Origin of the sequence: Kineococcus auxinigenes (assembly GCF_050871525.1) — a bacterium.
GTDB lineage: Bacteria > Actinomycetota > Actinomycetes > Actinomycetales > Kineococcaceae > Kineococcus.
In genome coordinates, this window is the sequence record NZ_JBKBCT010000143.1 from 1 (window position 1) to 1,009 (window position 1,009).

Here is a 1,009-nt window from a genome sequence, read left to right on the forward strand (position 1 = left end):
TAAGAGCGACCGGCAGTAGGCGGACCGGGCAGGGTGGCTCAAGCACTCGGTGAGGGTCTGGCGTGTCACGGACCCAGGCGAGCACGGGCCCCGGTGATCATGGAGTTCTCTACGCTTCAAGATCACCGGAGAACCCGTGCCCGTCCTGCCATCATCGCTGACCGAACCCCTGTGGGCCCAGTTCGCCACGCTGCTACCTGCCCGAACCGAGTTCGACCCCACCCATCCCCTGGGTTGCCACCGCCGCCGCGTCCCCGACCGCGTCGTCTTCGACCTCGTCTTGACCGCCCTCGTCCACGGCTCCGGCCTGGAACGCATCGCCGTCCCCGGCTGCTCCGACCGCACCATCCGCCGCCGACTGCATGCCTGGGCTGCTGCCGGGATCGGGCAAGAGGTATTCGCCGCAACGCTGGCCGCCTACGACACGATGATCGGCCTGGACCTGGCCGATGTGTCTGTCGACGGCTCCATCACCAAGGCCGTCGGCGGTGGACAGTGCGCGGGCCGCAGTCCCGTTGACCGAGGCAAGGGCGGCACGAAACGCTCCGTCCTCGTCGACGCGGCAGGGATTCCGCTGCACGTCGAGGTCGCCGGCGCGAACTGCCACGACTCACCTCTGCTCGCCCCGACCCTGGCCAGGCTGAACGCATGGGGACCGCTACCGACAACGGTGACGGTACATCTGGACGCCGGCTACGACTCCAAGAACACCCGCGCCCTCCTCGCTGAGTTGGGCCTGCGGGGCCGCATCGCGGTGAAGGGGGTGAAGGCGCCGATCCAAGTCGGCCAACGGTGGCCGGTGGAGCGGACCCATGCCTGGCTGAACGGTTACGGCAAGCTGCGCCGGATCACCGACCGCTCCCGGGCCGTGGTGGAGTTCTACACCCACCTCGCCGCCGCCCTCACCGTCCTACGACGCCTCATCAACGAGGCCCGTGACCGCTACCGCTGGCCCGGGCGCCCCACCACCCGCCGGCTCAAGTGACGTGCCTACTGCCGGTCGCTCTAA

1 protein-coding gene is annotated in these 1,009 nt (G+C 69.2%); it reads left to right on the top strand.

Going from position 1 to position 1,009, the window contains the following annotated elements; genetic code table 11:
- Positions 1-136 precede the first annotated feature (136 nt).
- Positions 137-985 carry an IS5 family transposase gene (locus tag ACRYR9_RS19675; RefSeq protein WP_432499181.1) on the top strand — a complete coding sequence of 283 codons (849 nt, stop codon included), beginning with the start codon at positions 137-139 and terminating at the stop codon, positions 983-985.
- Positions 986-1,009 lie beyond the last annotated feature (24 nt).